This window comes from Stenotrophomonas sp. TD3, assembly GCF_001939825.1.
GTDB lineage: Bacteria > Pseudomonadota > Gammaproteobacteria > Xanthomonadales > Xanthomonadaceae > Stenotrophomonas.
The window spans coordinates 827,476-853,746 of record NZ_MOYM01000001.1 but is presented as its reverse complement, the minus strand read 5'-3'; the positions used below and the strand labels follow the sequence as shown (position 1 = coordinate 853,746).

Sequence of the window (26,271 nt, the reverse complement as noted above, 5' to 3'; positions counted from 1 at the left end):
GGGAGACCGGTGGCCGGAACGCCCAAAAAAGAAGGCCGCTGTCACGAGGACAGCGGCCACTTTGGAGTCGACTCCGGTGTTGCAGTGCAGCGTCAGGGCTGGCCGGTGCTGGAGGTCTCGTCGCGCTTTTCACGCGGCGGCAGCGGCTGCTCGCCATGCACCAGGAACCACACGTTCTCGGCGATGTTGGTGGCGTGGTCGCCCACGCGCTCCAGGTTCTTCGCCATGAACAGCAGGTGGGTACACGGGGTGATGTTGCGCGGGTCTTCCATCATGTAGGTCAGCAGCTCGCGGAACAGCGCGGTGTACTGCGCGTCCAGGCGGGCGTCGTCCTCGCGCAGTTCCAGCGCGGCGTCGGCGTCGTTGTCGCGGTAGGCGGCAATGGCACGGCGGACCTGCTGCGCGGCCAGGCGGCCCAGCGCACGCAGGCCCTGGATCTGCGGCAGCGGCGGTACCTTGCCCAGCGCGATCGAGCGCTTGGCGACGTTGGCAGCGTAGTCACCGATGCGCTCGATGTCGGCCGGAATGCGCAGGCCGGCGAGGATCTCGCGCAGGTCACGCGCCATCGGGCCACGCAGCGCCAGGCGCATCACGTCGTGGCTGATCTGCTGCTCCAGCGCATCGATCGCTTCGTCGTTGGCAATGATGCGATGGGCAGCGTTCTCGTCGCGCTTCTCGATCACGTCCATCGCCGCTTCGAGCTGGGCGACGGCCATCTCGCCCATGCGCACGATTTCGGCCACCAGGCGCTGCTGCTCTTCGTCGTAGCTCTTGACGATGTGGTCGTTGGGAAGGTTCATGTTCATTCCACTCTGTAGAGTCGAGCCATGCTCGACTGACGTTATCCGTAGAGTCGAGCCACGCTCGACTGACGCTATCTGTAACTCGACTGCCGTTTCAGCCGAAGCGACCGGTGATGTAGTCCTCGGTCTGCCGCTGCGACGGCTGCGAGAAGATCACTTCGGTGCGGTCGTGCTCGATCAGGTCGCCCAGGTACATGAAGGCGGTGTAGTCGGACACGCGCGCGGCCTGCTGCATGTTGTGGGTGACGATCACGATGGTGTACTCGTGCTTGAGCTCTTCCACCAGCTGCTCGATGCGGCTGGTCGAGATCGGATCCAGCGCCGAGGTCGGCTCGTCCAGCAGCAGCACCGACGGGCGCAGGGCCACGGCACGGGCGATGCACAGGCGCTGCTGCTGGCCACCGGACAGGCCCAGTGCGCTCTGCCCCAGCTTGTCCTTCACTTCGTCCCACAGCGCGCCCTGGCGCAGCGCCTGCTCGACGCGGTCGGCCATGTCGGCCTTGCTCAGCTTCTCGTGGTGGCGGATGCCGTAGGCCACGTTCTCGAAGATGGTCATCGGGAACGGCACCGGCTTCTGGAACACCATGCCGACCTTGCTGCGCAGGCGGTTCATCGGGTACTTCGGCGACAGGATGTTCTCGCCGTCCAGCAGCACTTCACCGCGCGCTTCCAGCTTCGGGTACAGCGCGTAGATGCGGTTGAAGATGCGCAGCAGGGTCGACTTGCCGCAACCGGACGGACCGATCAGCGCGGTCACGCGCTTTTCCGGGATTTCCAGGTTGATGCCCTTCAGGGCATGGAACTTGTCGTAGTAGAAGTCCAGTCCACGCGCAGCCAGCTTCACCGGCGACGGCGTGTGCAGGCTCTCGTGCGAGGACGGCACGGCGATGCGCTGCATCGGCACGGCGTTGGAAAGGTCGTTCATGGCGTTATCCACGGAAAGGTCAGTCATGGGAGATACGGTTGCGCAGCAGGATGCCGCGGGCGGCAAGGCTGACCAGCAACACGAAGACGGTGAGCACCAGGGCACCGGCCCAGGCCAGCACCTGCCAGGATTCATACGGGCTGCCGGCGAACTGGTTCATCACCACCGGCACCGAGGCCATCGGCTGGAAGATGTTGTTGTTCCAGTACTGGTTGCCGAAGGCAGTGAACAGCAGCGGTGCGGTCTCGCCGGAGATGCGGGCCAGGGCCAGCAGGATGCCGGTGATGATGCCGGCCGACGCACTGCGGTACAGCACCTGCACGATCACCTTCCACTGCGGGATGCCCAGCGACAGGGCCGCTTCGCGCATCTGCGAGGGCACCAGGCGCAGCATTTCGTCGGTGGTGCGCACCACCACCGGCAGCACGATGAAGGCCAGCGACAGCGCACCGGCGAACGCCGAGAAGTTGCCGCCGGTCTGCATCACGTACAGGGTGTAGACGAACAGGCCGAGCACGATGGACGGGGCCGACAGCAGGATGTCGTTGACGAAGCGGACCACGGTGCCGGCCTTGCGGGCGTTGCCGTACTCGGCCAGCCAGGTGCCGGCCAGCACGCCCAGCGGGGTGCCGATGCCGATCGCCAGCGCACACATCACCGCGCTGCCGAAGAAGGCGTTGGCAAGACCGCCTTCCTGCATCGGCGGCGGCGTCATCTTGGTGAACAGGTCCAGGTTGATGCCGGCCAGGCCCTTGGAGGCCAGGGTGAACAGGATCCAGCCCAGGAAGAACAGGCCGAACAGGGCGGTGGCACAGGACGCGGTGATCGCAACGACGTTGCCGATGCGGCGGCGCAGGTACAGCGAATCAGCGGTGGTGGACATCAGTTGCCCTCCTTGCGGGACAGGCGCATCAGCATCAGGCGGGCGATGGCCAGCACCACGAAGGTGACGATGAAGAGGACGAAGCCGAGCAGCAGCAGGGCCGAGCGGTAGGTTTCAGTGGCTTCGCCGAAATCGTTGGCGATCAGTGCGGCGATGGTGGTGCCCGGCTCCAGCAGCGACGGCGACAGGCGCACGCTGTTGCCGATCACGAAGGCCACTGCCATCGTCTCGCCGAGGGCGCGGCCGAGGCCGAGGAAGATGCCGCCGATCACTGCCGAGCGGGTGTAGGGCAGGACGATGTCCCAGCTCACTTCCCACTTGGTGGAGCCCAGCGCGTAGGCCGATTCCTTCAGGCGGGTCGGCACGGTCAGGAACACTTCGCGCATCACCGAGGAGATGAACGGAATGACCATGATGGCCAGCACGAAACCGGCGGTGAGCATGCCGATGCCCAGCGGCGGACCCTGGAACATCGGGCCGATGATCGGCCATTCGCCCAGCGTCTCGTTGAGGAACGGGGTGACGTACTCGGTCATCACCGGCACCAGTACGAACAGGCCCCACATGCCGTAGATGATCGAGGGAATGCCGGCCAGCAGTTCGATGGCGGTACCGACCGGGCCACGCAGCCAGCGCGGCGCGACTTCGGTGAGGAAGAAGGCGATGCCGAAGCTGACCGGCACGGCGATGACCATCGCGATGAGCGCGGTGACAAGGGTGCCGTAGATCGGGGCGAGGGCGCCGAACTTGTTTTCGACCGGATTCCAGTCGGCGGAGAAGAAGAAGCTCAGGCCCTGCATCTGCAGGGCATGGCGGCCGCCCCACAGCATCGACAGCGCGGCGCAGGCCAGGGCGATCAGGACGAAGATGACGGTGCCGACCAGCACCCATCGGAACAGTTTGTCGTTGCGGGCATCACGCGCATCACGCGTGGACGGGGCGGCTACAGGCTGGGCGATGGCATTCATGGGGACGGCAGGGCCAGGAAGGGGCGGGGCGGCACGGCGTGGAAGAAGCGGTGCCCGCGCGGGGCGGGCACCGTCGTGTCCATCACTTCAGGTCGGTCGCCCAGTAGGCCTCGATCTGCTTGACTAGTTCGGCCGGCAGCGGCACGTAGTGCAGCTCGTTGGCCTGGGCCTGGCCGTTCTCGAAGGCCCACTTGAAGAAGGCCAAGGTGTCCTGGTTGCGCTTGGCGTCCTTCGGCTGCTTCTGCATCAGCATGAAGTTGGTGGCGGTGATCGGCCACGCCTGCTCGCCCGGGGCGTTGGTGATGACCAGGTTGAAGTCCTTGGCGCTGGCCCAGTCGGCGCTGGCGGCCGCGGCGGCGAAGGTTTCCGCGCTCGGCTCGACCCAGTTGCCGGCCGCGTTCTGCATGGCGGTGTACGGCATGCCGTTCTGCAGGGCATAGGCCAGTTCGACGTAGCCGATCGAGCCCTTGATCTGCTTCACGTACGAAGCGACGCCTTCATTGCCCTTGCCACCGACGCCGTCCGGCCACTGCACCGAGGTGCCTTCGCCGACCTTGGTCTTCCACTCCGGGCTGACCTTGGACAGGTAGTTGGAGAAGTTGAAGGTGGTGCCCGAACCGTCCGAACGGTGGACCAGGGTGATCTTGCCGTCCGGCAGCTTCACGCCCGGGTTGGCAGCGACGATGGCCGGATCGTTCCAGGTCTTGACCTTGCCCAGGAATATGTCGGCCAGCAGGGCGCCGCTCAGGCGCAGCTTGCCGCCTTCCAGGCCTTCGATGTTGACCACCGGCACCACGCCGCCGATGGCGGACGGGAACTGGGCGAGGCCGGCCTGGGCCAGCTCTTCGCTGCTCAGCGGCTTGTCGGAGGAGCCGAAGTCGACGGTGCCGGCCTTGATCTGGGCGATGCCGCCGCCGGAGCCGATCGACTGGTAGTTGATCTTGGCACCGGTGGTGGCGTTGTAGTCGGCCGACCACTTGGAGACCAGCGGGAAGATGAAGGACGCGCCCGCGCCGGACACTTCGGCGGTCACCTTGGCACCGGCAGCGGCCGGGGCAGCGGCACCGTCGGCAGCCGGCTGCTGCGCGGCCTGCTTGTCGCCACCGCAGGCCGACAGGCCCAGGGCGATGGCCAGGGAAAGGGCGGCAAGGCCGGCCGAGTGCAGTTTCATGGTCACTCCATAGCGGGGAAGAGCCGACGTCGTCGGCGGATGCGGCTATGAAATGATGTTTTTGTTACAGCCGTATTACGACCATGACAGAGGTGTCCTGGATCACGTTCTGACAAGGGTTTCACGGGGTTGGCCGCGGTCCGGGAGGCGCCCGGAGACCCCGGATCTGCGCACCGATATGACGCCCGTGGCTCTACAAACGCTCTTGCCTTTGCTCCTGCCTTTCATGACCCCGCCGCGCCCGCGATGAACTGTCGAGAGGCGGTGGGCCAGGGCGTGCAGGACCGTCCACGGCATGGATGCCGTGGCCGAGCCCCCAAGGACGGGTTTACGGCGTGTCCTGCACGTCCTGGCCCACCGACTCACCGACGGATCAGCGAAGGCGCAAACGCTCTTCACGACCAACCCCCAAAAAACAAGAAGAGCGCGAGATCTCGAGGATCTCGCGCCCGGGTGGGATCGGCGGGGGAGAGAGGACCCGCCGATCCCGTTCCTGCGGGGGAACTCGCTTACTTCAGGTTCTGCGACCAGTAGGTCTCGATCTGGCGGACCAGGCTGTCCGGCAGCGGCACGTAGTCCAGCTGGCGGGCCTGGGCGTCGCCGCTCTTGTAGACCCAGCGGAAGAACTCCTGGGTCGCCTTGCCGTTGGCAGCATTCTTCGGCTTCTTGTGCACCAGGATGAAGTTGGTGGCGGTGATCGGCCAGGACTCGGCGCCCGGGGCGTTGGTCATCACCAGATAGAAGTCCTTGGCGCTGGCCCAGTCGGCGCTGGCGGCAGCAGCGGCGAACGAGGCGTCGCTCGGCTGCACGAACTTGCCGGCGGCGTTCTTCATCGCGGTGTACGACAGCTTGTTCTGCAGTGCGTAGGACAGTTCGACGTAGCCGATGCCGCCCTTGATCTGCTTCACGTAGGCAGCAACGCCTTCGTTGCCCTTGCCACCGATGCCGGCCGGCCACTGGACCGAGGTGCCTTCACCGACCGAGCTCTTCCACTCCGGGCTGACCTTGGACAGGTAGTTGACGAAGTTGAAGGTGGTGCCCGAACCATCCGAACGGTGCACGACGGTGATCTTGGCGCTCGGCAGGGTCACGCCCGGGTTCAGCGCGGCGATGGCCGGGTCGTTCCAGGTCTTGATCTTGCCCAGGAAGATGTTGGCCAGCACGGTGCCGTCCAGCTTCAGCGCGCCCGGGGCGATGCCGGCCACGTTGACCACCGGCACCACGCCGCCGATCACCGACGGGAACTGGGCCAGGCCCGAAGCAGCCAGTTCTTCCGGCTTCAGCGGGGCGTCGGACGAACCGAAATCAACGGTCTTGGCCTTGATCTGCGCAATGCCGCCGCCGGAACCGATCGACTGGTAGTTGACCTTGTTGCTGGTGGCAGCGTTGTAGTCGGCCGACCACTTCGACATCACCGGGTAGATGAACGAGGCGCCCGCGCCGGTGATTTCAGCGGCGTTGGCGGCGAACACGGACGACGCTGCGAAGACGGCAACGGCAACGCGCGACTTGAAGGCGTGGATCACGGGGTGGCTCCTGGGTTGATTGGGATGCGGGGTTACCCGCCCGGCGCACATTCCATAACGGTTCGATGACAGCGCAGGGACCGTTGTATGACGCATCCATTACAGCGCTGGCGGGCGGCCACGCTGCCGCGTGCGTGAAGGTTTCGCGCCAAGGGTGCGCGTGCCCCGGTGCGACCGCGGGCTGACCGGGGCGCTGGATGCCGGTGCCGTTCCATATGTCGGTGATGGTGCCGGCGGGCGCAGCGGCCGCGCATTCCGCAGCGATGCCGCGTCATCCGCACGAAACCAGGGAGGCGGGCGAAGGCGGTGTGGCGACCTGCTGGCGTATCGGCGCGGATACAGCACGCCATATGCCGCAAGGGATCGACAAGCATGTGGCTGCAAATGAGTCGTACGCATGACCGCACGAAGAAATCTGTGGTTGGTGCTCAATCTGTCATTCGGCTGTCATGGTTTTAACGGAACGTTCGCAAAACGCTTGACCGGCCTGCCGGCGTGGCGTTCTGCCCAAGCCATTCCAACCCTCTGGAGAAATCCAAAATGCGTTCCCATTTGCTCGCCGCCGCGGTCGTTGCAAGCCTCGGTCTGGTTTCCGCCGACGCCTTCGCAGCCCCCGCCAGCTCGGGCGTGTCCCAGGCACAGTTGCAGCAGCTGCAGGCACAGATCGCTGCGCTGCAGGCCCAGGTCCAGCAGTTGCAGAACGATTCGCAGGCGCTGCAGGCGCAGTCCGACGCGCAGTCCGAAGTGAACATCACCCAGGCGCAGGCCCTGGAAGGTGCGCAGAAGACCCAGACCAGCGTCGACAAGCTGGCCAAGCTGGTCAATGACAACAAGATTGGCGGTCGCATGTTCTTCGACCTGACCAACATCGACAAGACCAGCAACGGCAAGGACACCGCTGCCAGCGGCACCGGTCTGGACGTCAAGCGCTTCTACCTGACCGTCGACCACAAGTTCAACGACATCTGGTCGGCGAACCTGACCACCGACTTCCAGTACAGCTCGGCCATCGGCAACACCGAACTGTTCGTCAAGAAGGCCTACGTGCAGGGCAGCTTCGACCCGGCCTTCAACCTGCGCGTCGGTGCCGCCGACATGCCGTGGATCCCGTACGTCGAGAAGTTCTACGGCATGCGCTATGTCGAGAACACCCTGACCGACCGCCTGAAGTACGGCAACTCGTCCGACTGGGGCCTGCATGGCTTCGGCAACCTGGGCAACAACTTCAACTACGCCGTGTCGGTCGTGACCGGTGCCGGCTACAAGAACCCGACCCGCAGCAAGGGCATGGACGTGGAAGGCCGCGTGGCCTACACCCCGAACGAGAACTTCGTGGTGGCCGTCGGCGGCTACAGCGGCAAGCTGGGCAAGGAAACCGACATCCAGAGCGCCGAGAACACCTACACCCGCGCCAACGCGATGGTGGCCTACGCCGACAGCAACTTCCGCGTCGGTGGCGAGTACTTCCAGGCCAAGAACCTCAACAACGTGCTGACCGTTGCCACCGACAAGACCAGCGGCTGGTCGGTGTGGGGCAGCGTGCGTGTCACCGATGGCGGCATCAATGTGTTCGGTCGTTACGATGACACCGACGTCAGCAAGACCCTGGACCCGACCCTGAGCGACAAGTACTGGAACGTCGGCGTCGAGTTCCCGGTCATGAAGAACCTCAAGCTGTCGACCGTGTACAAGTACACGCACCTGGCCAACGCCGGCGACAAGAAGAACGACAAGACCAAGGAATTCGGCGTCTGGGGCGACCTGTCGTTCTGATCACCTGAAGCACAGTGTCTGAAAGGGAGACGGCGGGCCTTGTGCCCGCCGTCTTCGTTTCGTCACAACACGATCCGCGTCACGCCTCGGCCGTGGTCTTTTCCTTGAACCGGCACAGGTCGGCGATCACGCAGCCCGGGCAATCCGGCTTGCGTGCCTTGCACACGTAGCGGCCATGCAGGATCAGCCAATGGTGTGCGTCGAGCAGGAACTCGGCCGGAATCACCTTCACCAGCGCATCTTCCACCTCGCGCACGTTCTTGCCCGGGGCCAGGCCGGTACGGTTGGAGACGCGGAAGATGTGCGTGTCCACCGCCATCACCGGCTCGCCGAACGCGGTGTTGAGCACCACGTTGGCGGTCTTGCGGCCGACACCGGGCAGCGCTTCCAGCGCTTCGCGGTCGCGCGGCACTTCGCCGCCGTACTTCTGCAGCAGGATCGCGCAGGTGGCGATCACGTTCTTTGCCTTGGCGTTGAACAGCCCGATGGTGGCGATGTACTGCTTCAGGCCATCCTCGCCGAGCGCAAGGATCTTTGCCGGGGTGTTGGCGACCGGGAACAGGCGACGCGTGGCCTTGTTGACGCCGACGTCGGTGGCCTGTGCGGACAGCGCCACAGCCACCAGCAACTCGAACGGCGAGTTGTACTCCAGTTCGGTCTTCGGGTGCGGGTTGAGTTCGCGCAGGCGGGTGAACATCTCCACCACGTCGGCGCGCGGCATGCGACCGCCGCGTCGCGCCGGTGCGCGGGGGGGCTTCTTGGCGGTGGCCATTATTGTTCCTTGCCGGTGGCGCGGGCCTTGGCCCGGGCGAGAATCGCGGCCGCCGCGGCGGGCAGGGCGGGCTTCACGTCCGGCGCCGGGGCCGGGGTGCGGCGCGCGTCGCGCTCGGCCTCGCGGCGGGCCAGGCGCACCGCACGGGCGCGGTAGCGTTCGCGTGCAGCCCAGGCGGCATGCAGCTGCTGTTGCGCCTGCTGCAGGCGTCGTGGAAGGTCCGGGTGGCCAGGCAGCAGCTGTTCGTCGCCGGCACGGGCGACGTAGTCCATCAGCCCGGCCTGCAGGGCGCCATCGAGATCGTCTGCCTGGACCCGGGCGAACAGCTGCGCGGGGTTGGGTCGGGATGCCATGGTGTCAGCGGTTCTGGAATGCCGGCGGGCGGCGCTGCAGGAAGGCGCTGGTGCCTTCACGCATGTCCTCGGTGGCGAACAGCAGGCCGAACTGCGCACTCTCGTACTCCAGCCCGGCCTCCAGGCTGCATTCGCCGCCCACGTGCACCGCGTCGAGCAGCCCACGCAGGGCCAGCGGGGCCGAGCGTGCCAACTGGCGGGCGATGTCCTGCACGCGGTTGTCCAGCGCGTCGGCCGGCACCACCTCGTTGACGATGCCCAGTTCCAGCGCACGCGCGGCGTTGATCGGCGCCCCCAGCAGGCACAGCTCCAGGGTGGCGGCGCGGCCGCACAGGCGCAGCAGGCGCTGGCTGCCGCCGAAGCCGGGAATCAGGCCGAGGTTGATTTCCGGTTGGCCGACCTTGGCGGTATCGGCGGCGATGCGCAGATGGCAGGCCATCGCCAGTTCCAGGCCGCCGCCCAGCGCAAATCCGTTCACGCGTGCGATGACCGGCTTGGGCATGCGTTCGATCTGGCGCATCAGCGCCTGGCCCAGCAGCGAGAAATCACGTCCCTGAACGGCGCTGAGGGTGTTCATTTCCGCGATGTCGGCACCGGCCACGAAGGCCTTGGGGCCCGCCCCGGTCAACACCACCACGCGCACTTCCGGATCGGCAGCGGCGTCCCTGAAGGCATCGGCCAGCGCCTGCAGGGTCGCGGCGTTGAGGGCATTGAGCTTGTCCGGGCGCTGGACGGTCACGGTGCGGATGGCGCCGTCGTCGGCGACAGCGATCAGGGCATCGGCCACGGGGAAACTCCTGGAACGTTAAAAAAAAGTGATATTGAACTCTGCAAACGCAGACGGGTCATAGCCTGCATCGTGAGTAGCGGTTACACGTTGCGCCCGTTATCCTAACCCGTCGCCTCAGGGCGGCGCAGAACGTCCCTGAGTTACCACCCCTGGAGAACTGTTTGATGAAGTTGCGTTCTATCGCGGTCGCCGTCGCGGCCCTGGCCCTGACGGGCAATGCCTTCGCCCAGGACGTCTCGTCCGAAAAGGGCAAGCTGAGCTACTACTTCGGTTACGACTACGGCAACAACCTGGCGGAGCTGACCGGTCGTGGTGAGCAGCTGGACATCAACTCGGTGGTGAAGGGCCTGCAGGATGCCTACGCCAAGAAGCAGCCGGCGATCACCGCCGAGCAGCTGAAGCCGGCCGTTGAAGCCTTCCAGAAGCGCGAGCAGGGCCGTGCCCAGGCCGCCAAGGCCGAGTACGAAAAGGCTGCTGCCGAAAACAAGACCAAGAGCGATCAGTTCATCGCGGCGAACAAGGCCAAGGCCGGCGTGCAGTCCCTGCCGAGCGGCGTCCAGTACCGCGTGATCGAAGCCGGCAAGGGTGCCAAGCCGACCCAGGCCAGCACCGTGCAGCTGGAAGTGGCCGGTCCGTTCCCGTACGGCCAGCGCCCGACCGAAGCCCGCCCGGCCCAGCAGATCCCGTCGATCAAGGTCAGCGAAGTCGAAATGAAGGCCATGCGCGAGACCCTGCTGCAGATGCCGGCAGGCTCGAAGTGGGAAGTCACCCTGCCGCCGGACCAGGCCTACGGTGCCGACCCGCGCACCCCGTTCCCGCCGAACGTGGCTGTGCAGTTCGAGATCAAGCTGGTCAGCGTCAAGTAAATCGAAGCATCAAACGAAACGCGCCGGTGACCCCACCGGCGCGTTTTTGTTTGCGCAGTGCGCTGCGCGCCGCAACATCGCGCGCAAATTCAGCCCGATCGCGCTACTGTTGCCGGGTGCAAACAATGGAAGAAACGGCGCGTGTTGTCGCAAGTCCCTGCATCGGAGTGTGCACGCTGGATCCGCACCGGCAATGCACCGGCTGCGGGCGGCATATCGATGAGATCGCGCGGTGGTCGTCGATGAGCAACGAGGAACGCAGCCGCATCCTGCATCGCGTGCAGCCCCTGCGCGAACAGCTGCAGCAATCGCTGCGTGGCTCGCTGGCCGACCACGAGCGACTGATGCGCGCGCTGCACCCCCTGGCCCAACCGCCGTCCGGCGACGGCTGGAACCGCAGTGAGCTGATCGACCTGCTGCCGCCCGGGCCTCCGGTGGAGGCTGCGGTGCTGGCCGGCATCGTGCCGCGCGCCAACGGCGCACAGGTCATCCTCACCCGTCGCACCGAAACACTGCGCACCCATGGTGGCCAGGTCGGATTCCCCGGCGGCCGCACCGAACCCGATGACCGCGACGCGCTGGCGGCCGCGCTGCGCGAGAGCCAGGAAGAAATCGCCTTGGCGCCCGGCCAGGTGCAGGCGCTGGGGTATCTCGATCCCTTCGTCACCATCACCGGCTACCGCGTCACGCCCGTGGTGGCGGTGGTCGATCCGGATTTCGTGCCGGTGCCGCAGCCCAGCGAAGTGGCCGAAGTGTTCGAGGTGCCGCTGGCCTACCTGATGGCCGCCGACAACCTGCACCAGGTCGAAATCAATCATCGCGGCCGCGTCCGCCACGTCCTCGAGTATGGCTGGCCGGGCCAGCGCATCTGGGGCGCGACCGCCGCCATCCTCTACAACCTGCGTCGCCGCCTGGAGCAAGTGCAATGAAGCCGATCGATCCGCCGTGGACCACCCTGGTCGATGTCGCCACCCTTGCCGCTGCGCTGGGCGAAGGCGTGCGCGTGGTCGATGCGCGCGCCACCGCCAGCACCGCGGTGCGCGTGGTTGATGCGCGTGCTTCGCTGGCCGATCCGCAGGCGGCAGGTGCCCAGTATCTGGCAGGGCATGTTCCGGGCGCGGTGCATGCCGATCTCAACCGCGATCTGTCCGATCTGGGCCGCGTCGGCCATGGCCGGCACCCGCTGCCGGACAGCGATGCGTTCGCCGCGAAGCTCGGCACGTGGGGCATCGGTCCCGATACCCAGGTGGTGGTCTACGACGGCAGCGACGGCAGCATGGCCGCCTCGCGCCTGTGGTGGCTGCTGCGCCTGATCGGTCACAGCAAGGTGGCCGTGCTCGACGGCGGCATCGCCGCCTGGCAGGCCGCTGGTCACACGCTGGCAACCGGGCAGGGCGAAGTCACCGCGCTGCCGGCTTACCCGGGCCGTTTCGACAACACCCAGGTCGCCAATGCCGATGAAATCACTGCACGCTTGAAGCATGCGCCCGGTTGGCTGGTCGATGCACGTGCGGGTGAACGCTTCCGCGGCGACGTCGAACCGCTGGATCCGGTCGCCGGCCACGTGCCGGGCGCGGTCAACCGCCCGTTCGCATTGAACGTACTCGACGGCCACCTGCGCGACCCACAGGAGCTGCGCGCCGAACTGCAGGGCGTGATCGGCAATCGCGATCCACAGCAGGTGGTGCTGATGTGCGGCTCCGGCGTGACGGCCTGCCACCTGCTGCTGGCGATGGAAGCGGCGGGCCTGTCGGGCGCGCGCATCTACGCCGATTCGTGGAGTGGTTGGGTGAGCGACAACCGCCGCCCGGTGGCGACCGGCGCCTGAGCGATCCGAGCAAAAAGCAGTCGAGCGCGGCTCGACTCTACAGAAGCCCGTTCCGATCGATTCGATCCCGTGCCGACCAACGGTCGGCACCCACCAACAGCAGCGGGAATCTGTCGAAGGCGGGGTGGGTCCGGTTGCGGGGGCGTGAGCCGCATGGATGCGGCGACCGAGCTTACATGGACGTACTTGCAGCGTCCCCCGCAACCGGACCCGCCCTGCCATCCCACGGAATGCCAGCGTTTGACGTTGACGTTGCCTCTGCAGGTGAAGGGCGCAGCCCTGCAAACCCTTACCCAACCGGCTGCAGTGGCACCTTCGCCAGCACCCGCGCCCACGGGAACAACGGCCCCGGATCACGCTTGCGCGCCACCATCAGCGCCGCGTCGTCGCTGGCCGGCACCTGCTCCAGATCCAGCTGGTCATGCCCGGCAATCCGCTGCAGCGACGGATAGCTCACCACCAGCGCCAGCAGCAGCTGCTCCAGCGCCTGCAGCTGTGCCTCCGTGTACGCCTCGTCCATCGCCTGGTGGCGGCTGTCGAACCAGTCCGGATAGCGCCCGGTATTGACCAGCTCGATGCCCAGCGTATGCGCGTTCATGCCGCGCACGTGGTGGGCCACGCGTTCCGGTGCCACGTACTGCACCACGCTGCCATCGCGGTCGATGTAGAAGTGGCCGCTGTTGCCGGCACCGCTGTCGTACAGCACACGCTCGCCGTACTCGCGGGCCATCGCCAGGTCGGGCAGCTCGGTGCAGTGGATCACCACCATCTCCAGCGTGGCCGGGTCGCGCAGGGGCAGACGGTCTTCGTAGGGCAGGGGCTGCAGCTGCAGGCCGGGCAGGAGCGGGTTGGGCATCCGGCGATGCTAGCATTGCGGCATGAACCTGCCTTCCCTTTCCTCGTTGGCCCGCTCGCACGGAGCACGCGCATGAGCCGCGGCCACTGCATCCTGTCGCATGGCTTCGAGAGCGGCCCGGAAGCGACCAAGGTCACCGCGCTGGCGGATGTGGCGCAGCGGCTGGGCTGGACCCATGAGCGCCCGGACTACACCGACCTGGACGCGATGAGCGAGGTCAGCCGGGTAGGCGACGTGCCGACCCGGCTGCGCCGCCTGGTCGAGCGCACCGCCATCGCGGCCCGGCAGGGCCCGGTGGTGCTGGCCGGCTCCAGCCTGGGCGCCTACATCTCTGCCATCGCCTCGCTGCAGGTGCCGGTGGCCGGCCTGTTCCTGATGGTGCCGCCGACCACCATGGGCCCGATGCCGGCGCTGGACGCCGCCGCCGTGCCTACCACCGTGGTCCAGGCCTGGCATGACGACGTGGTCCCGGCCGCCGGAGTGATCGCCTGGGCCCAGGCGCGCTCGGCGCAGCTGCTGCTGGTCGACGATGGCCACCGCCTGGAGCACCACGTGGAGGCCTCCGCGCAGGCCTTCGAGCGCCTGCTGCGCCAGCTGTGAAGCCCGGGCGCACGGCGCGCCCGCCCGCATTGACTACAATGGCAGCCCCGCCGCCCCCGGCGCGGGCCTGCCGGCCGTGACTACGGCCCTCCTTTCCGACTGGCCCGGCCCCTGTGCCGCGCCCGACCACCTGCGAACCGATCCTGTGAAATTCTTCGTCTCCTGCGCCAAGGGCCTGGAATACCTGCTTGCCGATGAACTGTCGGCCCTGGGCCTTGGCAAGGCCACTGCGACCATTGCCGGCGTCAACGCCGAGGGTGAACTGGAGCAGGCGCTGCGGATCGTGATGTGGTCGCGCCTGGCCAGCCGCGTGCTGTGGCCGATCGACGAGTTCGAGTGCCCGGACGAGCAGGCCCTGTACGACGGCGTGCGTGCGCTGCCGTGGCATGAGCACATCAAGCCGGAGATGACCCTGGCGGTGGACGCGCACGTGTCCGGCGACAAGATCACCCACGCCCGCTTCGCCGCACAGCGGATCAAGGACGCCATCGTCGACCGCATGCGCGATGAAGGCTTGGAACGCCCCTCGGTCAACACCGATCTGCCCGACGTGCGCGTCAACCTGTCGCTGCGCAAGGGCCGTGCGTCGCTGTCGATCGACCTCGGCGGTGGCCCGCTGCATCGCCGTGGCTGGCGTGGCGCCGCCCACGAAGCGCCGCTGAAGGAAAATCTGGCCGCCGCGCTGCTGCTGCGCGCGCAGTGGCCGCGCCTGCACGCCGCTGGTGGTGGCCTGCTGGACCCGATGTGCGGCAGCGGCACGTTGCTGATCGAAGGCGCGCTGATGGCCGCCGACGTTGCTCCCGGCCTGATGCGCCATGGCAGCCTGCCGCCGAGCCGCTGGCTGGGCTTTGACAAGGCGGCCTGGAAGACCATCCAGAGCGAGGCGCGTGACCGCGAAGCGGCTGGCCTGGCCGCGTTGAAGCCCGTCATCCACGGCAGCGACATCGATCCGACCGCGATCCAGGCGGCGCGCGAGAATGCCGAGGTGGCAGGCGTCGCCCACGCGATCCGCTTCACCCGCGCCGATGTGGCTGACCTGGCCACGCCGGAGCAGGAGATCGGTGCGGTGGTCTGCAACCCGCCGTACGACGAGCGCCTGGCCGCTGATCCGGCGCTGTACCGCGCGCTGGGCAACGCCCTGCAGAAGGCGGTGCCGCAGTGGCGCGCCAGCCTGCTGTGCGGCAACGACGAACTGGCCTTCGCCACCGGCCTGCGCGCGGGCAAGAAGTACCAGATGTTCAACGGTGCGCTGGAATGCGCGCTGATCGTCTGCGATCCGATCGCCGTGCCGGGCCGTGATCCGGCACAGCCGCGCGAGCTGAGCGAAGGTGCGCAGATGGTGGCCAACCGCCTGCGCAAGAACCTGAAGAAGTTCAAGAGCTGGCGTGCCCGCGAGGACATCACCTGCTTCCGCGCCTACGACGCCGACCTGCCGGAATACGCGGCGGCCATCGATGTCTACGAGGAAGACGGTGGCAAGCGGCGTACCTTCCTGCATGTGCAGGAATACGCCGCACCGGCCGCGATTCCGGAGAACGACGTGCGCCGCCGCCGCAACGAGCTGCTGGCCGCTGCGCGCGAAGTGTTCGGCGTGCCGCCGGAGCAGGTCTCGATGAAGTCGCGCGAGCGCGGCAAGGGTGGCAGCAAGTACGGCCGCTTCGAGCAGCGTGACGAATTCATCGTGGTGCGCGAGAACCACGCACTGCTGCAGGTGAACCTGTTCGATTACCTGGACACCGGCCTGTTCCTCGACCATCGCCCGCTGCGCCGGATGATGGCCGAGCAGGTGCGTGGCAAGCGCTTCCTCAACCTGTTCTGCTACACCGGCGTGGCCAGTGTGCAGGCGGCAGTTGCCGGTGCGGCCAGCACCACCAGCGTCGACCTGTCGGCGACCTACCTGCAGTGGTGCTACGACAACCTGGCGTTGAACGGGCAGGGCGGCAACCAGCACCTGCTGGTGCAGGCCGATGCGATGGCGTGGCTGGAAGGCGACCGTGGCCAGTACGACGTGATCTTCTGTGACCCGCCGACGTTCTCCAACTCCGCGCGCGCCGACGACTTCGACGTGCAGCGCGAACAGCTGAAGCTGCTGCGCGCGGCGGTGGCGCGACTGGCGCCGGGCGGCGTGCTGTACTTCTCCAACAACTTCCGCCGCTTCAAGCTGGAAGAGAACGCCATCGCCGAATTCGCCCAGTGCCGCGAGATCACCGCGCGCACCATCGGTCCGGATTTCGAACGCAACGCGCGCATCCACCGCGCGTGGGAATTGAAGCGGTTGGGGTAAGCCGACGCCCGGGGTCGGATCCCCTGCGCGAAGCGCAGGGGCTCTGACCCCGGTGGCTCTGCTACAGCAACGCCACCAGCAGCCCCATCACCGGCAGCGTGATCGCCAGCGCGGCGATCCACTTCGGCCGGTACGGGTACAGCCCGAACGACAGCGCTACGCCGCCCAGTGTCATCGTGCCCAGCCACAGCACCGGGCCCATCGCCCAGCCATGGTCGACCACGCACAACGCGAACGCCACCGTCAGCAGGGCCCAGCCCAGCATCCGCCATTGCGTGCGCCGTGCCGGCGAGGCGGCAGCCTTGCCGTGCAGGTCGTGCTGGTGCTTTTCCATCGCCAGCGACAACGCGGTGAACGCAGAGAACGACAGGGTCAACGCCAGCAGCATCATGCGCTGGCCTCCGCTTCTGCGGTTTCCGCAGTGTCCACCGCGGCCTTGGGTGCCGCCGCAGCGGCACGCTTCTTCTTCTCGGCTGCAGACAGCGGTGGCGTCCAGCGCTGCATGCGCCAGCCGCACATCGCCAGCATCGCACCGAACGCGATCATCGACAGATCGACGCCGGCCAGTACCCAGTCACCGTTGCGCAGGGTCACGCCAAGGTGGGCGTGCGTGGTCAGCGCGTTGACCACCGGCACCAGTGCGAACGCGGCCGCCCCCAGATACAGCTGCCAGGCCCACATCATCCGCTTCGGCCAGATGAATGCGGCCAGCAGTGCACCGCCCCATGCGTAGAAGAACACATTGGCCTCGGCGCTGGAGCGTTCGGCGATGTCCAGCGGCAGCAGGCGGTTGCCCCAGAAGTAGGCGGCGAAGGCGATCGGCAGGCCGGCCACGGTGCCGATGTTCAATGCATCGACCAGGCGCAGGCCGAAGCCGGTACGGCCGCTCTTGGCGTGCTTGGGCCGTTCCTTCACCGCCCACAGCACCACGCCGCTGGCCACCATCAGGCAGCCGACCAGGCCGGACAGGAAGAACAGTGCGCGCAGGCCCCAGTCGGCGAAGCGCGCGAGGTGCAGGCCATACAGCACGCCGCGGGTGGCGGTGGCGCCGCCGGAAGGGGGCGTTTCCTCCAGCAACGTGCCGTTGACCATGTCGTAGCGCAGCGCCGGGGTGTCGGTGGACAGGCGCTTGCCGTCGCGCTGGCGGATGTCGATCACCGCATTGGCCGCGCCCGGATTGGATACGGTGAAGCCGGCCACCTCCACGCCGTGCCAATGCGCTCGCGCGCTGTCCAGCAGCTGCGCGATCGGCAGCGGCGTGGCGCGGCCTTCGGCCGGCGCAGTCACCTCCGGCATGCCACCGAAGGCTTCGCTGAAGAACTTGTCCTCGTCCTGCGGGTAGGCGACTTTCACCCCCCACGGCAGGTACATGATCATCAGGGTGACGATGCCGGTGTAGGTGATCATCGCGTGGTACGGCAGCGCCATCACCGCACTGACGTTGTGGAAATCGAGCCAGGAACGCAGGCCCTTGTCCTTGCGGAAGGTGAAGAAGTCCTTGAAGATTTTCTTGTGGGTGATGACGCCGGTGATGATCGCCACCAGCATGAACATCGCGCAGAAGCCGACCAGGTAGCGCGCCCACAGCACCGGGATGTAGTGCAGGTCGAAATGCAGGCGGTAGAAGAAGTCGCCGCCGCGGGTTTCGCGCGCTTTCAGTGCCTGGCCGGTGTTCGGGTCCAGCGTGGCATCACCAAAACCACCACGGCGGCCACGACTGGGATCGGCCAGCTCCGGTGGCAGCCGCCAGAACATCTGCATGGCCGGGTTGCGCGGCTGCGGCAGGGTGACGAACCAGTTCTCGGCCTGCGTGGCGTTGGCCTGCAGGTAGTCCACCGCGCGCTGCGCGGCGACATCGATGCTGACCTTGCTGGACGGCAGTTCCGGTCGCATCCAGCGGCTGATTTCTTCGCGGTAGTAGCTGGCCGTGCCGGCCATGAAGATCAGCAGCAGCAACCAGCCGACCAGCAGGCCGGTCCAGGTGTGCAGCCAGGCCATCGACTGGCGGAATCCGTTCTTCATGCCCAGGCCCCCAGCAGGCGCGCGATGGCGGCCATCAGCAGCGCGGGCGCGAGGATGCCGACCCAGGCGCGCAGCGCGCTGCGGGTCGCGAACGCCCACAGCGCTGCGCAGGCGGCCACCAGGATGGCCAGCAGCATGCCGGTCAGCACGGTCTGGCCACGTGCGCCGGGCAGCGCCACCGCGCAGAACACGCTGGTCACCGAGGCCAGCGCATAGCCGCCGAAGATCGCGGCCAGCGAGCGTGACAGCACGCCCCAGCGCGGGTTGGAGAAGAAGGTGCGGGGGCTGGCGGTTGCGGGCGAGCGGTCCACGGCGTTCCTGCAGGTAGGAGAGGGGATGGAACGCGTCCGCGGCCCCCTTGCGCCCTGCGCATGTCGCCCAGCGTGTCCCATCGACGAAGCACTGCCCGCGCAGACGGGCAATCCAGAGGTCGGGGATGTACACGGGCGATGGGCGCGTCATCCGCACCCGATTGGCTAAGCGTACAACCGATCAGTAAATGATAGGCATTCGCATTTTATGAATCAAGCGTGATGACCCGGAGGGCGCGCTGAGGCCTAGAACCTGAACACCACCGTCGCCGCATGCAGCAGCAGGCCGATCAGCCCGCCGACCAGCGTGCCGTTGAAGCGGATGAACTGCAGGTCGCGGCCCACGCTCAGCTCCAGTTGCTCGACCAGATGCCGCTCGTCCCAGCCCTTCACGGTCTGCGCGATATGCGTGGTCACGCCTTCGCGCAGGCGGCCGGTCAGGCGCTGCGCGCCTTCCAGCAGGTGCTGGTTGAGGGCATCGCGCAGGGCCGGGTCGGCCTGCAGGCTGCTGCCCAGCGAGGCGAGGCTGCGCTGCAGGTGGCCGACCAGCGCCGAGTCCTCGCGCTGCAGGTCTGCGCGCAGGCTGGCATGGATGCGCGCCCACAGCCCCTGTACGTACTCCTGCAGGGCGGGGTGGTCGATCATTTCCTGCTTGAGCTGTTCGATGCGCTCGGCCAGGGCCGGGTCCTCGCGCAGGCGCTGCACGTAGTTCTGCAGCCAGGTCTCATAGTCCTGGCGCAGCGGATGCTGCGGCTCGGCCAGTACCTGCTGCAGTTCTTCCAGCACCGCCCGCGCCAGGCGCTCGGCCAGGCTGTCGCCGATCTCATCGATCGGCTTGACCCAGTTCACCGTACTCGACAGCGTCGGCCATTCGCGCTGGATATAGCGCACGATCAGCTGCGAGGCGCGTTCCTTCACCTCCGGCTGTTCCAGCCAGTGGCCGAGCCGCTGCAGGCCCTCGTCCAGCACGCGCTGGTGGCGTCCATCGGCGGTCAGCAGGGCCAGCAGCTCACCGGCGGTGGCGGCGGCATTCCACTGCCGCAGCTGCTGCACCACGAAGGCATGCAGCTGCCGGCGCACCGCCGTTTCGTCGAAGAAGTCCAGCGCCTGCAGGGCCCAGCCACGGGCCATGTCGGCCAGCATCCGCGAGCGCGCCGGGTCGGCCAGCCAGCTGCCGAGGCGGCTGGCCGGATCGAACACCTGCAGCTTGGCCAGCAGCACCTGCGGTTCCAGGAACTGGTCGCGCACGAACAGGGCCAGGCTGTCGCCGATGCGCTCCTTGCTGCGCGGGATGATGGCGGTGTGCGGGATCGGCAGGCCCATCGGCCGCCGGAACAGGGCAACGACCGCGAACCAGTCGGCCAGTGCACCGACCGCAGCCGCCTCGCAGAAGGCCGAGACCCAGGCCCAGATACCGCGCTCGCCCTGCCAGTGGCTGACCGCGAAACCGGCCAGCATCAACAGCAGCAGGCCCAGCGCGAGGGCTTTCAGGCGCCGCAGCTGAGCGCGGCGCGGATCGTTGGCAGGCGTCATGCCGGAAGTCTAACCGGCACGGCATGAGCATCTGGTAGTGCCGGCCGCTGGCCGGCATCCGCAATGCACCCGGAACGTTCATGAGGCTGCCGGCCAGCGGCCGGCACTACCCGCGGGTTCAGAGCGCTTCGAGCTGCTTGCGCAACGCAGCCAGCTGCGCGCGCAGGGTGTCGTTCTCGCGGGTCAGCGCGACCACGCGGCGGCGCAGTGCCGGTGCATCCTCGCCCAGCTGCTCCAGTGCCGACAGTACTTCGGCGTCGCGGCTGGCGATCTCGTCTTCGTCCGCTTCCTCGAAGTCCATCTCGGCTGCTTCCGGCTTCGGTGCGCGCGGCTTGCGCTTGGACTCGCGCACGCGCTTGGCGGCCTGCTTCAGCTCGTCCTTGCCACCGGCGGCGGCGGCGCGCTGCTCGTCTTCCGGCAGGTCGGCCACGGCCGCGGCGGCGCTGATCGAGATCACGCCGGCCTTCACCGCTTCCACCACCTCGGCCGCGGCCTGGGCATGGATGCGTTCGATCATGCCGACCTGGCTGGTGCTCAGCTTGGCCTCGCGGGCCAGCTCGGCGCGGCTGATCTTCGGTGCCGGTTCCCACGGCGGGCTGTCCTCACCCGCGTCCTCGACGGCTTCGGCGGTGCCGTCGCTCTCGCGCTGCAGCTGCGCCTGCTCGACCTGCTTGCGGGCGGCCAGGATGTCGCGCTTGCGCAGCGCCAGCACGCCGCGCTGGAAGTCGGACACGCTGCGGCGGCCCAGGTGCTGTTCGATCATCCACAGGTGCACGTCTTCCATGCTCTGGAAGCGGGTGTTCTGCACGGTGTTGAAGGGCAGGCCATGCTTCTGGCAGATGCCGAAGCGGTTGTGGCCGTCGACCAGTACATCGCCCCACAGCACCAGCGCATCGCGGCAGCCTTCGGCCAGGATGCTGCGCTCCAGCGCGTCATGTTCGTCCGCGGTCAGCGGGTCGATGTAGGCCTTGAGTTCTTCTTTGACGACGATATCCATGGGCACGGCAGCGAGCAGGAGCGGAACCGCCCATTGTACCCGCTCGCCACCGCCGGCCCGGTCTCAGGCAGTGGCCCGGATCATCTCGCCCAGGGTGCCGGTGATCTGGTCGATCTGCGCCTTGTCCACGATCAGTGGCGGCGACAACGCAATGATGTCGCCGGTACAGCGCACCAGCAACCGGCCGTCCTGGAAGCAGCGCCGGAACACCTCATAGCCACGGCTGCCGGGGGTATCGCGGCGCGGCGCCAGCTCGACCGCGCCGACCAGCCCGAAGTTGCGGATGTCGATCACGTTGGGCAGGCCCTGCAGCGCATGCAGCCGTTCCTGCCAGTACTCGCCCAGCTCAATGGCACGCTCGAACAGGCGCTCTTCGGCATAGACCTCCAGCGTGGCCAGCGCCGCTGCACAGGCCAGCGGGTGCCCCGAATTGGTATAGCCATGGAACAGCTCGATGGCCTGTGGCGGAGCCTGCATCAGGGTTGCATGCACGGCGTCGCTGGCCAGCACGCCACCCAGCGGTACCGCGCCGTTGCTGACCGCCTTGGCGAAGGTCAGCAGGTCCGGAGTGACCCCGAAGCGCTGCGCGGCGAAGGGCATGCCGACCCGGCCGAAGCCGGTGATGACCTCGTCGAACACCAGCAGGATGCCGTGGTGGTCGCAGAGTTCGCGCAGGCGCTGCAGGTAGCCGGGCGCGGGCAGGATCACCCCGGCCGAACCGGCAATGGGTTCGACGAACACGGCGGCGATCGTCGAGGCATCATGCAGCGCGATCAGCCGTTCCAGGTCGTCGGCCAGCTCCGCGCCCTGGCGTGGCAGGCCCTTGCTGAACGCATTGCGCTGCAGGTCCAGGGTATGCCGCAGGTAGTCGACGCCGCCCAGCTGCAGGCCGAATGCTCTGCGGTTGTTGGGCAGTCCGCCCAGCGCCATGCCGCCGAAACCGACCCCGTGGTAGGCCTTCTCGCGGCTGATGAAGCGGGTGCGCTGGCCCTCGCCACGCTGGCGGTGATAGGCCAGCGCGATCTTCATCGCGGTATCCACCGCCTCGGAACCGGAGCTGGTGAAGAACACATGGTTGAGCGGGGCAGGCGCCAGCGCGGCCAGCCGCTGCGCCAGCGCGAAGGCCGGCGGCGAGCCCATCTGGAAGGCCGGCGAGTAGTCGAGGGTGCGTGCCTGCTCGACGATGGCCTCGACGATGCGCGGTCGCGCGTGGCCGGCGTTGCAGCACCACAGGCCGGCGGTGCCGTCGAGGATCTGGCGGCCGTCGACATCTTCGTAATGCATGCCTTCGGCGCGTACCAGCATGCGCGGGGCGGCCTTGTACTGGCGGTTGGCGGTGAACGGCATCCAGTACGCGTCCAGTGACTCAGGGCGCTGGGTGGCCAGGTCGTGCAGGTCGCTTTCGGGACGCTTCATGCCAGCTCCATCGGGTCCGATGCGACGAATGTAGCGCAGCCGCGTCACGGCGGAGTCGCGGCGTCCCCGGTATAACCAAGGCTCGTTGAATGTTGGAGCTTCCCATGGCCGATTTCCCCGACCACAGCCACTGGCAGGCGCTGGCCCTTCAGCTGTCGATACCCGGCCAGGCCTTCATCGACGGCCGTTACGCCGACGCCGCCAGCGGTGCCCGTTTCGACTGCATCAGCCCGATCGACGGACGTGTGCTGGGGACGGTTGCCGACTGCGACGCGCAGGACGTGGAGCGTGCGGTACTGGCCGCGCGGCGCAGCTTCGAGGCCGGCCACTGGTCACAGGCCAGTCCGGCCCACCGCAAGCGCGTACTGCTGGCGCTGGCCGCACTGGTGGAAACGCACGCCGATGAACTGGCCTTGTTGGAAACCCTGGACATGGGCAAGCCGGTGCGTGACGCGCGGCGCATCGACCTGCCGGGCGTGGTGCGCTGCCTGCGCTGGACGGCCGAAGCGGTGGACAAGCTGTATGGCGAGGTCGCGCCCACCGGGCCGCACGAACTGGGACTGGTCACCCGCGAGGCGGCGGGCGTGGTGGCAGCCATCGTGCCGTGGAATTTCCCGTTGCTGATGGCCTGCTGGAAGATCGCGCCGGCGCTGGCGATGGGCAACTCGGTGGTGCTCAAGCCTTCCGAGCGCTCGCCCCTGAGTGCGCTGCGGCTGGCGGCGCTGGCCGCCGAGGCCGGGCTGCCGGAGGGCGTGCTGAACGTGCTGCCGGGCCATGGTGCTCGCGTCGGTGAACCGCTGGCCCTGCACATGGACGTGGATGTGCTGGCCTTCACCGGCTCCACGGCCACCGGCGCCAGGCTGCTGGAGTATTCCGGCCGGTCCAACCTCAAGCGGGTCTGGCTGGAGTGTGGCGGCAAGAGCCCGCACGTGGTGTTCGCCGACGCTCCCGATCTGGACGCGGCGGCCAAGGCCGTGGCACAGGGCATCTTCTTCAACCAGGGCGAAGTCTGTACCGCCGGTTCGCGGTTGCTGGTGCAGCGCTCGATCCGCGAGGATTTCGTGCACCAGGTGGTTGCCTACGGCCAGCACATGCAGCCGCGCCACCCGCTTGACGCCGACGCACCGATGGGCGCGCTGGTGGATGCCGCGCATCTGGACAAGGTGATGGGGGATATCGCGCGCGCCGAAAGCGAGGGCGCCCGCTTGCTGCTGGGCGGTCATCGCGCCGAGGTCGAGGCAGGCGGTTGCTATGTGCAGCCCACCGTGTTCGATCAGGTCAGCCCCGACCAGGCATTGGCGCGCGAGGAAGTGTTCGGACCGGTGCTGGCGGTGCTGGGCTTCGATGACGAAGCCGAAGCGGTGCGCCTGGCCAACGACAGCCGATACGGACTGGCCGCCGGTCTTTGGACACGCGATCTGAGCCGTGCGCATCGGGTTGCGCGCCAGCTGCGCGCCGGCAGCGTCTGGGTGAACGGCTGGGATGGCGGCGACATGACTGCACCGTTCGGTGGTTACAAGCAGTCCGGCAACGGTCGGGACAAATCGCTGCACGCCTTCGACAAGTACAGCGAGATCAAGGCCACCTGGATCCAGCTGTAAGGACGCGGCTGCTTGACCGCTGTCCGCTCTTTGTAGAGTCGAGCCATGCTCGACTGATTTTCGCGAGAAGCAGCCGAGCATGGCTCGGCTCTACAGAAGAACGAACCGCAGCCGAACATGGCTCGACGCTACAGAAGAATGGCGCCTGCCATCCTCGTTGGCATCGGTGTCGGCTGAAACCATCGTCCCGTGCGGCCACCAGCCCGTGGCAGAATCGGGCGATCCGCCGTTAACCGTGTTGCCGATGTCGACGATCACCGCTGCCGCACCGCCCGTGAATTCCCCCCGCCGTGTCCTGCTGGCCAGCCTGATCGGCACCACCATCGAATTCTTCGATTTCTACATCTACGCCACGGCCGCGGTGCTGGTGTTCCCGCACCTGTTCTTCCCGGACAGCAGCGAACAGGCGGCCCTGTTGCAGTCACTGGCGACCTTCGCGGTGGCGTTCATCGCGCGCCCGGTCGGCTCGGCGGTGTTCGGCCACTTCGGTGACCGCATCGGCCGCAAGGCCACCCTGGTCGCCGCATTGCTGACCATGGGCCTGTCCACGGTGCTGATCGGCCTGTTGCCGACCCATGCGCAGATCGGGCTGTGGGCGCCGGCGCTGCTGGCGCTGTGCCGCTTCGGCCAGGGCCTGGGGCTGGGCGGTGAGTGGGGCGGGGCGGTGCTGCTCGCCACCGAGAATGCACCGCCGGGCAAGCGCGCCTGGTACGGCATGTTCCCGCAGCTGGGTGCGCCGCTCGGCTTCCTGCTGTCAGCCGGCATCTTCCTGGTGCTGGGCCGCTGCCTGAGCCAGGCCGATTTCCTGCAGTGGGGCTGGCGCATCCCGTTCGTGGCCAGCGCGTTGCTGGTCGGCCTCGGCCTGTGGGTGCGGCTGAACATCCACGAGACCCCCGACTTCAAGAGGGCGCTGGAACGCAAGGCGCCGGTGCGGCTGCCGATGCTGACGGTGCTGCGTGACCACCCGGTGCCGATGCTGCTGGGCACGCTGGGTGCGTTCGCCACCTTCGTGCTGTTCTACCTGATGACCGTGTTCAGCCTCGGCCATGGCACCGCCGTGCTGGGCTACAGCCGCGAGCAGTTCCTGCTGATGCAGATGGCCGGCATGCTGTTCTTCGCGCTGGGCATCCCGTTTTCGGCGCGCTACGGCGACCGCTGGGGCACGCGCCGCACGATGATCGTGGCCAGCGTGCTGATCATTGGTTTCGGCGTGCTGTTCGCACCGCTGTTCCAGCCGCACAGCCCCTGGCTGGTCACGGCGTTCCTGTGCCTGGGCCTGTTCCTGATGGGGCTGACCTACGGCCCCTGCGGCACCTTCCTGGCCGAGATCTACCCGGTGGAAGTGCGCTACACCGGCGCTTCGCTGTCATTCAACCTGGCCGGCATCCTGGGGGCGGCACCGGCGCCTTACCTGGCCACCTGGCTGGCCGAACGCTTCGGCCTGGTCGCGGTTGGCTACTACCTGTGCCTGACGGCGGCAGCGACCCTGTGCGCGCTGGTGGCACTGCACCGGCGTGCGCTGCGGCTCAGCCAAAGAAGCGCTTGAGCGTGCGCCCCAGCCAGCCGCCGCCCTGGTGTTCGCGGGCGAACTGGTTCAGGTGCGCCTTGACCTGTTCGGCATAGGCCTGGTCGTCGCCGCGGATGTGGTTGAACAACCAGCGCGAGAGCATGGTGCGCAGCTCGTCGCTGATGTCCTCGCCGGCCTGGAAGCGCATGCGGTATTCCGATACCCGCTTGATGAAGACCTCATGCACGCGCTTGTGCGCGGCACAGAACGGATAGCCGGCTTCCTCCATCAGCTCTTCCTCGAACGCGAAGTGCGACATGGTGTAGTCGACCACTTCATCGATCACTTCGCCGACCGCCGTACGCTGCATGCTGGCCTGGGCCACGTGCAGGTGGTTGAGCATCTCGATGATGCGGCGGTGTTGTTGATCGATCACATCGATGCCGATGTTCAGATCGTCCTGCCAGACCAGTAGTGCCATCCCCG

The 26,271-nt window shown here is 67.4% G+C and carries 26 protein-coding genes; 9 read left to right on the top strand and 17 right to left on the bottom strand.

Features of this window, described 5'->3' with window-relative positions; genetic code table 11:
- Nucleotides 1–92: 92 nt before the first annotated feature.
- The 6 genes from phoU to pstS (BKE09_RS04070) form a co-directional block, all read right to left on the bottom strand.
- Entirely contained in the window at nt 93–806 is a 714-nt protein-coding gene (phoU, locus tag BKE09_RS04095; protein ID WP_087944217.1) for a phosphate signaling complex protein PhoU, read from the bottom strand.
- Between the two features lie 91 nt (nt 807–897).
- On the bottom strand, nt 898–1,728 hold the full coding sequence (pstB, locus tag BKE09_RS04090) for a phosphate ABC transporter ATP-binding protein PstB (protein WP_005408788.1): 831 nt from the start codon (nt 1,726–1,728) through the stop codon (nt 898–900).
- Nucleotides 1,729–1,747: 19 nt separating this feature from the next.
- Entirely contained in the window at nt 1,748–2,611 is an 864-nt protein-coding gene (pstA, locus tag BKE09_RS04085) for a phosphate ABC transporter permease PstA (protein ID WP_006428262.1), read from the bottom strand.
- Nucleotides 2,611–3,579, bottom strand: a complete 969-nt coding sequence (pstC, locus tag BKE09_RS04080; RefSeq protein WP_008267250.1) for a phosphate ABC transporter permease subunit PstC — start codon at nt 3,577–3,579, stop codon at nt 2,611–2,613. The genes pstA and pstC overlap by 1 nt, the downstream gene beginning before the upstream one ends.
- A gap of 82 nt (nt 3,580–3,661) precedes the next feature.
- Nucleotides 3,662–4,750, bottom strand: a complete 1,089-nt coding sequence (gene pstS / locus BKE09_RS04075; RefSeq protein WP_075674896.1) for a phosphate ABC transporter substrate-binding protein PstS — start codon at nt 4,748–4,750, stop codon at nt 3,662–3,664.
- A 509-nt stretch (nt 4,751–5,259) separates the two neighbouring features.
- Nucleotides 5,260–6,276: a phosphate ABC transporter substrate-binding protein PstS gene (pstS, locus tag BKE09_RS04070; RefSeq protein WP_014036550.1), complete on the bottom strand. Its 1,017-nt coding sequence runs from the start codon at nt 6,274–6,276 to the stop codon at nt 5,260–5,262.
- A 197-nt stretch (nt 6,277–6,473) separates the two neighbouring features.
- Between pstS (BKE09_RS04070) and BKE09_RS04065 the strand changes: the two genes are divergently transcribed.
- Together BKE09_RS04065 and BKE09_RS04060 are read left to right on the top strand one after the other, a co-directional pair.
- Nucleotides 6,474–6,677: a hypothetical protein gene (locus tag BKE09_RS04065; protein WP_139319608.1), complete on the top strand. Its 204-nt coding sequence runs from the start codon at nt 6,474–6,476 to the stop codon at nt 6,675–6,677.
- A 139-nt stretch (nt 6,678–6,816) separates the two neighbouring features.
- Nucleotides 6,817–8,049, top strand: a complete 1,233-nt coding sequence (locus tag BKE09_RS04060; protein WP_075674894.1) for a porin — start codon at nt 6,817–6,819, stop codon at nt 8,047–8,049.
- Between the two features lie 79 nt (nt 8,050–8,128).
- On the opposite strand, the gene nth is transcribed toward BKE09_RS04060, so the two are convergent.
- Genes nth through BKE09_RS04045 form a run of 3 tightly spaced genes read right to left on the bottom strand, consistent with a single transcriptional unit; the run spans nt 8,129 to nt 9,961 of the window.
- On the bottom strand, nt 8,129–8,821 hold the full coding sequence (nth, locus tag BKE09_RS04055) for an endonuclease III (RefSeq protein ID WP_075674893.1): 693 nt from the start codon (nt 8,819–8,821) through the stop codon (nt 8,129–8,131).
- Nucleotides 8,821–9,174 carry a hypothetical protein gene (locus BKE09_RS04050; RefSeq protein ID WP_075674892.1) on the bottom strand — a complete coding sequence of 118 codons (354 nt, stop codon included), beginning with the start codon at nt 9,172–9,174 and terminating at the stop codon, nt 8,821–8,823. The genes nth and BKE09_RS04050 overlap by 1 nt, the downstream gene beginning before the upstream one ends.
- Before the next feature lie 4 nt (nt 9,175–9,178).
- Complete coding sequence (locus tag BKE09_RS04045) at nt 9,179–9,961, bottom strand: enoyl-CoA hydratase-related protein (protein WP_014036554.1); 783 nt, start codon at nt 9,959–9,961, stop codon at nt 9,179–9,181.
- 167 nt (nt 9,962–10,128) lie between these two features.
- On the opposite strand from BKE09_RS04045, the gene BKE09_RS04040 reads away from it, so the two are divergent.
- From BKE09_RS04040 to BKE09_RS04030, 3 genes are all read left to right on the top strand, one after another.
- Nucleotides 10,129–10,830, top strand: a complete 702-nt coding sequence (locus tag BKE09_RS04040; protein WP_005408797.1) for an FKBP-type peptidyl-prolyl cis-trans isomerase N-terminal domain-containing protein — start codon at nt 10,129–10,131, stop codon at nt 10,828–10,830.
- Between the two features lie 125 nt (nt 10,831–10,955).
- A complete protein-coding gene (locus BKE09_RS04035) occupies nt 10,956–11,759 on the top strand; it encodes a CoA pyrophosphatase (RefSeq protein ID WP_049446173.1) in 804 nt (267 codons plus the stop codon).
- Complete coding sequence (locus BKE09_RS04030; protein ID WP_075674891.1) at nt 11,756–12,658, top strand: sulfurtransferase; 903 nt, start codon at nt 11,756–11,758, stop codon at nt 12,656–12,658. Before BKE09_RS04035 ends, BKE09_RS04030 begins: the two co-directional genes overlap by 4 nt.
- Before the next feature lie 289 nt (nt 12,659–12,947).
- Here BKE09_RS04030 and BKE09_RS04025 read toward each other — a convergent pair whose 3' ends face one another.
- Nucleotides 12,948–13,514: an N-acetylmuramoyl-L-alanine amidase gene (locus tag BKE09_RS04025; RefSeq protein ID WP_075674890.1), complete on the bottom strand. Its 567-nt coding sequence runs from the start codon at nt 13,512–13,514 to the stop codon at nt 12,948–12,950.
- A gap of 72 nt (nt 13,515–13,586) precedes the next feature.
- Here BKE09_RS04025 and BKE09_RS04020 point away from each other — a divergent pair, with 72 nt between their 5' ends.
- The gene (locus BKE09_RS04020; RefSeq protein WP_014036558.1) at nt 13,587–14,114 is read left to right on the top strand and encodes an alpha/beta hydrolase; all 528 of its coding nucleotides are present in this window, start codon (nt 13,587–13,589) and stop codon (nt 14,112–14,114) included.
- A gap of 145 nt (nt 14,115–14,259) precedes the next feature.
- The gene (rlmKL, locus tag BKE09_RS04015) at nt 14,260–16,398 is read left to right on the top strand and encodes a bifunctional 23S rRNA (guanine(2069)-N(7))-methyltransferase RlmK/23S rRNA (guanine(2445)-N(2))-methyltransferase RlmL (protein WP_075674889.1); all 2,139 of its coding nucleotides are present in this window, start codon (nt 14,260–14,262) and stop codon (nt 16,396–16,398) included.
- 61 nt (nt 16,399–16,459) lie between these two features.
- On the opposite strand, the gene BKE09_RS04010 is transcribed toward rlmKL, so the two are convergent.
- The 6 genes from BKE09_RS04010 to BKE09_RS03985 form a co-directional block, all read right to left on the bottom strand.
- Entirely contained in the window at nt 16,460–16,789 is a 330-nt protein-coding gene (locus tag BKE09_RS04010) for a DUF3325 domain-containing protein (protein ID WP_075674888.1), read from the bottom strand.
- A complete protein-coding gene (locus BKE09_RS04005) occupies nt 16,786–18,420 on the bottom strand; it encodes a PepSY-associated TM helix domain-containing protein (protein ID WP_075674887.1) in 1,635 nt (544 codons plus the stop codon). The genes BKE09_RS04010 and BKE09_RS04005 overlap by 4 nt, the downstream gene beginning before the upstream one ends.
- Nucleotides 18,417–18,731, bottom strand: a complete 315-nt coding sequence (locus BKE09_RS04000; RefSeq protein WP_075674886.1) for a DUF3649 domain-containing protein — start codon at nt 18,729–18,731, stop codon at nt 18,417–18,419. The genes BKE09_RS04005 and BKE09_RS04000 overlap by 4 nt, the downstream gene beginning before the upstream one ends.
- A 246-nt stretch (nt 18,732–18,977) precedes the next feature.
- Entirely contained in the window at nt 18,978–20,264 is a 1,287-nt protein-coding gene (locus tag BKE09_RS03995; RefSeq protein WP_075674885.1) for a DUF445 family protein, read from the bottom strand.
- Nucleotides 20,265–20,382: 118 nt separating this feature from the next.
- Nucleotides 20,383–21,261, bottom strand: coding sequence for a plasmid replication/partition related protein (locus tag BKE09_RS03990; protein WP_075674884.1), 879 nt, complete (start codon nt 21,259–21,261; stop codon nt 20,383–20,385).
- Nucleotides 21,262–21,324: 63 nt separating this feature from the next.
- Nucleotides 21,325–22,677 carry an aspartate aminotransferase family protein gene (locus BKE09_RS03985; RefSeq protein WP_075674883.1) on the bottom strand — a complete coding sequence of 451 codons (1,353 nt, stop codon included), beginning with the start codon at nt 22,675–22,677 and terminating at the stop codon, nt 21,325–21,327.
- A 104-nt stretch (nt 22,678–22,781) separates the two neighbouring features.
- Between BKE09_RS03985 and BKE09_RS03980 the strand changes: the two genes are divergently transcribed.
- Nucleotides 22,782–24,278: an aldehyde dehydrogenase gene (locus BKE09_RS03980; protein ID WP_075674882.1), complete on the top strand. Its 1,497-nt coding sequence runs from the start codon at nt 22,782–22,784 to the stop codon at nt 24,276–24,278.
- Between the two features lie 244 nt (nt 24,279–24,522).
- On the top strand, nt 24,523–25,824 hold the full coding sequence (locus tag BKE09_RS03975; RefSeq protein ID WP_075674881.1) for an MFS transporter: 1,302 nt from the start codon (nt 24,523–24,525) through the stop codon (nt 25,822–25,824).
- On the opposite strand, the gene BKE09_RS03970 is transcribed toward BKE09_RS03975, so the two are convergent.
- Nucleotides 25,805–26,266, bottom strand: a complete 462-nt coding sequence (locus tag BKE09_RS03970; protein WP_049446143.1) for a bacteriohemerythrin — start codon at nt 26,264–26,266, stop codon at nt 25,805–25,807. The genes BKE09_RS03975 and BKE09_RS03970 overlap by 20 nt on opposite strands.
- Between the last annotated feature and the right edge of the window lie 5 nt (nt 26,267–26,271).

Bases quoted from the DNA above. Each gene is read 5' to 3' on its own strand.
- BKE09_RS04020 (WP_014036558.1), top strand. From the start codon at position 13,587: ATGAGCCGCGGCCACTGCATCCTGTCGCATGGCTTCGAGAGCGGCCCG.
- pstS (WP_075674896.1), bottom strand. From the start codon at position 4,750: ATGAAACTGCACTCGGCCGGCCTTGCCGCCCTTTCCCTGGCCATCGCC.
- pstC (WP_008267250.1), bottom strand. From the start codon at position 3,579: ATGAATGCCATCGCCCAGCCTGTAGCCGCCCCGTCCACGCGTGATGCG.
- BKE09_RS04065 (WP_139319608.1), top strand. From the start codon at position 6,474: ATGCCGGTGCCGTTCCATATGTCGGTGATGGTGCCGGCGGGCGCAGCG.
- nth (WP_075674893.1), bottom strand. From the start codon at position 8,821: ATGGCCACCGCCAAGAAGCCCCCCCGCGCACCGGCGCGACGCGGCGGT.
- BKE09_RS04060 (WP_075674894.1), top strand. From the start codon at position 6,817: ATGCGTTCCCATTTGCTCGCCGCCGCGGTCGTTGCAAGCCTCGGTCTG.
- BKE09_RS03975 (WP_075674881.1), top strand. From the start codon at position 24,523: ATGTCGACGATCACCGCTGCCGCACCGCCCGTGAATTCCCCCCGCCGT.
- pstA (WP_006428262.1), bottom strand. From the start codon at position 2,611: ATGTCCACCACCGCTGATTCGCTGTACCTGCGCCGCCGCATCGGCAAC.
- BKE09_RS03995 (WP_075674885.1), bottom strand. From the start codon at position 20,264: ATGACGCCTGCCAACGATCCGCGCCGCGCTCAGCTGCGGCGCCTGAAA.
- BKE09_RS04030 (WP_075674891.1), top strand. From the start codon at position 11,756: ATGAAGCCGATCGATCCGCCGTGGACCACCCTGGTCGATGTCGCCACC.
- BKE09_RS04050 (WP_075674892.1), bottom strand. From the start codon at position 9,174: ATGGCATCCCGACCCAACCCCGCGCAGCTGTTCGCCCGGGTCCAGGCA.
- phoU (WP_087944217.1), bottom strand. From the start codon at position 806: ATGAACATGAACCTTCCCAACGACCACATCGTCAAGAGCTACGACGAA.
- BKE09_RS04010 (WP_075674888.1), bottom strand. From the start codon at position 16,789: ATGATGCTGCTGGCGTTGACCCTGTCGTTCTCTGCGTTCACCGCGTTG.
- BKE09_RS04035 (WP_049446173.1), top strand. From the start codon at position 10,956: ATGGAAGAAACGGCGCGTGTTGTCGCAAGTCCCTGCATCGGAGTGTGC.
- BKE09_RS03985 (WP_075674883.1), bottom strand. From the start codon at position 22,677: ATGAAGCGTCCCGAAAGCGACCTGCACGACCTGGCCACCCAGCGCCCT.
- BKE09_RS03970 (WP_049446143.1), bottom strand. From the start codon at position 26,266: ATGGCACTACTGGTCTGGCAGGACGATCTGAACATCGGCATCGATGTG.
- pstB (WP_005408788.1), bottom strand. From the start codon at position 1,728: ATGAACGACCTTTCCAACGCCGTGCCGATGCAGCGCATCGCCGTGCCG.
- BKE09_RS04040 (WP_005408797.1), top strand. From the start codon at position 10,129: ATGAAGTTGCGTTCTATCGCGGTCGCCGTCGCGGCCCTGGCCCTGACG.
- BKE09_RS03990 (WP_075674884.1), bottom strand. From the start codon at position 21,261: ATGGATATCGTCGTCAAAGAAGAACTCAAGGCCTACATCGACCCGCTG.
- BKE09_RS04025 (WP_075674890.1), bottom strand. From the start codon at position 13,514: ATGCCCAACCCGCTCCTGCCCGGCCTGCAGCTGCAGCCCCTGCCCTAC.
- BKE09_RS04005 (WP_075674887.1), bottom strand. From the start codon at position 18,420: ATGAAGAACGGATTCCGCCAGTCGATGGCCTGGCTGCACACCTGGACC.
- BKE09_RS03980 (WP_075674882.1), top strand. From the start codon at position 22,782: ATGGCCGATTTCCCCGACCACAGCCACTGGCAGGCGCTGGCCCTTCAG.